Below are 3,386 nucleotides of genomic sequence, written 5' to 3'. Positions count from 1 at the left end.
TGGTTGCGGGGGTAGGATTTGAACCTACGACCTTCAGGTTATGAGCCTGACGAGCTACCGGGCTGCTCCACCCCGCGCCAAGGTGTATGGCGCTGGAACGGTGTTCCTTATGCGCCGGGACCGTCCCGCAATTGAAGGAATAGGGGACGGAGCATCGTAATGAGAGTTATATGGCTCTTTCTAGGTTTGGCGGCGACCTACTCTCCCACGTCTTGAGACGCAGTACCATCGGCGCGACGGCACTTAACGGCCGGGTTCGGAATGGAGCCGGGTGTTTTGCTCGTGCTATGACCACCAAACCGAGGAAGAGCCATTCTCCAAGTCGCATACACTGGGATGTGTTGCTGATGACCAGCATAGCTTGGCTATTACTGGATCAAATCAAGCCTATCGGACAATTAGTACCGGTCAACTGAACGCATTGCTGCGCTTACATCTCCGGCCTATCGACGTGGTGGTCTACCACGGTCCTCAGGGATACCTTGTTTTGAGGGGGGCTTCCCGCTTAGATGCCTTCAGCGGTTATCCTGTCCGATCATAGCTACCCAGCACTGCCGTTGGCACGACAACTGGTCCACCAGTGGATCGTTCACCCCGGTCCTCTCGTACTAGGGGCAACTCCTCTCAAGTATCCTACACCCACGGAAGATAGGGACCGAACTGTCTCACGACGTTCTAAACCCAGCTCACGTACCTCTTTAAATGGCGAACAGCCATACCCTTGGGACCTGCTCCAGCCCCAGGATGAGATGAGCCGACATCGAGGTGCCAAACACTGCCGTCGATATGGACTCTTGGGCAGTATCAGCCTGTTATCCCCGGCGTACCTTTTATCCGTTGAGCGATGGCCCTTCCACTCGGGACCACCGGATCACTATGGCCGACTTTCGTCTCTGCTCGACTTGTCAGTCTTGCAGTCAGGCTGGCTTTTGCCATTGCACTCAACGAGCGATTTCCGACCGCTCTGAGCCAACCTTCGCGCGCCTCCGTTACTATTTGGGAGGCGACCGCCCCAGTCAAACTACCCGCCACACAGGGTCCCGGATCCGGATAACGGACCGCGGTTAGACATCAAGCAGGAGAAGGGTGGTATCTCAAGGGAGGCTCCACCAGAACTGGCGTCCTGGTTTCAAAGCCTACCACCTATCCTGCACATCGCATGCCTGATGCCAGTGTGAAGCTGTAGTGAAGGTGCACGGGGTCTTTCCGTCTAACCGCGGGAAGCCTGCATCTTGACAGGCAATTCAATTTCGCTGAGTCGATGTTGGAGACAGCGGGGAAGTCGTTACGCCATTCGTGCAGGTCGGAACTTACCCGACAAGGAATTTCGCTACCTTAGGACCGTTATAGTTACGGCCGCCGTTTACCGGGGCTTCAATTCGGAGCTTGCACCCCTCCTTTTAACCTTCCGGCACCGGGCAGGCGTCAGACCCTATACGTCGTCTTGCGACTTCGCAGAGCCCTGTGTTTTTAGTAAACAGTCGCCACCCCCTAGTTTGTGCCCCCGGCCCATGGTTGCCCACGAACCGGGCCTCCTTCTCGCGAACTTACGGAGGCATTTTGCCGAGTTCCTTCAACATCGTTCTCTCAAGCGCCTTGGTATGCTCTACCAGTCCACCTGTGTCGGTTTAGGGTACGGTCTGATGGAGGGCTATTTCCAGGAACCGCTCAGCAGCAAGACCAATCCGATAAGGCCTCACTACACCTGCGATCCGTCACATCCTCCTGGCCCACGAATATTAACGTGGTTCCCATCGGCTACGCTTTTCAGCCTCGCCTTAGGGGCCGGCTTACCCTGCTCAGATTAGCTTTAAGCAGGAACCCTTGGACTTTCGGCGGGAGGGTCTCTCACCCTCCTTGTCGCTACTCATGTCATCATTCTCGCTAGTGATCGCTCCACCGGTGCCTCACAGCCCGGCTTCACAGCAAACACCTTATCCTGCGCTATCGCTTCGCTACTTGACGCCAGAGGCGTCCGTTCAGCGATGCGATAGAAGAGGACAGGTGTTTTTTCACACTACGCTCCGCTACCACTGCATATGCAGTCCTAAGCTTCGGCTCGTGGCTTGAGCCCCGTTACATCTTCGCCGCAGGACAACTTATTTAGACCAGTGAGCTGTTACGCTATCTTTAAAGGATGGCTGCTTCTAAGCCAACCTCCTGGTTGTTTTGGTCGTCCCACCTGCTTTCCCACTTAGCCACGAATTGGGGGCCTTAGCTGTAGGTCAGGGTTGTTTCCCTCTCCACGACGGACGTTAGCACCCGCCGTGTGTCTGCCATCTAGTACTCCCGGGTATTCGGAGTTTGGTTAGGATCAGTAAGCCTGTGGGGCCCCATTACCCATCCAGTGCTCTACCCCCCGGGGTATTCGGATGACGCGCTACCTAAATAGCTTTCGCGGAGAACCAGCTATCTCCGAGTTTGATTGGCCTTTCACCCCTAGGCACAACTCATCCCGACCTTTTTCAACAGGTGTGGGTTCGGACCTCCAGTTGGTGTTACCCAACCTTCATCCTGGTCATGCCTAGATCACTCGGTTTCGGGTCTGATCCCACGAACTCGACGCCCATTTAAGACTCGCTTTCGCTGCGCCTACACCTATCGGCTTAAGCTTGCACGTGAGACCAAGTCGATGACCCATTATACAAAAGGTACGCCGTCAGCTCTCGAGGAGCCTCCGACTGCTTGTAGGCGTTCGGTTTCAGGTACTGTTTCACTCCCCTCGTCGGGGTGCTTTTCACCTTTCCCTCACGGTACTGGTTCGCTATCGGTCAGCAAGGAGTACTTAGCCTTCGAGGGTGGTCCCCCGATCTTCAGACAGGATTTCACGTGTCCCGCCCTACTTAATGCGTCCGATCATGCTTCCCATACGGGACTGTCACCCACTATGGTCAGTCTTTCCAGACTGTTCTGGTCACATTCACGGCTCGGCTGGTCCCCGTTCGCTCGCCACTACTAGGGGAGTATCTGTTGATTTCCTTTCCTCCGGGTACTTAGATGTTTCAGTTCCCCGGGTTCGCTCTTGAAACCCTATATATTCAGGTCTCAAGTACCTGTTTCAGCCGATTATAGGCTGCCCGAAGGCAATTATAATCAACTGTCAGGTGGGTTGCCCCATTCGGAGATCCTGGGATCAAAGCCTATTACCGGCTCCCCCAAGCTTATCGCAGGTTATCACGTCCTTCATCGCCTCTTGCTGCCAAGGCATCCACCAAACGCCCTTATCGCGCTTGATTTGATCCAGAAAAAGACAAGCTCTTCTTCCGATCAAAAGCAACATTTCCCGCTCCGGCGCTGGTTCACACCGGAACATGTTGGTTAGTGTACTTGACTTGGATGATATCACTTGCCGGGCGAACCGGCTGTCAGACCCCCACTCGGGCCGG

1 tRNA gene and 2 rRNA genes are annotated in these 3,386 nt (G+C 55.1%); all 3 read right to left on the bottom strand.

Annotated features, from left to right (window positions below):
* The 3 genes from C8N38_RS20885 to C8N38_RS20875 all read right to left on the bottom strand — a co-directional run bounded on the left by C8N38_RS20885 (window position 1) and on the right by C8N38_RS20875 (window position 3,236).
* Window positions 1–77: transfer RNA gene (locus C8N38_RS20885), tRNA-Met, on the bottom strand.
* Window positions 78–184: 107 nt separating this feature from the next.
* Window positions 185–299 (bottom strand): 5S ribosomal RNA (gene rrf / locus C8N38_RS20880).
* A 78-nt stretch (window positions 300–377) separates the two neighbouring features.
* A 23S ribosomal RNA gene (locus tag C8N38_RS20875) occupies window positions 378–3,236 on the bottom strand.
* Between the last annotated feature and the right edge of the window lie 150 nt (window positions 3,237–3,386).

Source organism: Rhodovulum kholense (genome assembly GCF_003053725.1).
GTDB classification, from domain to species: domain Bacteria; phylum Pseudomonadota; class Alphaproteobacteria; order Rhodobacterales; family Rhodobacteraceae; genus Rhodovulum; species Rhodovulum kholense.
The sequence above is the reverse complement of the archived record's forward strand: the minus strand, read 5'-3'. Positions and strand labels throughout refer to the sequence as shown.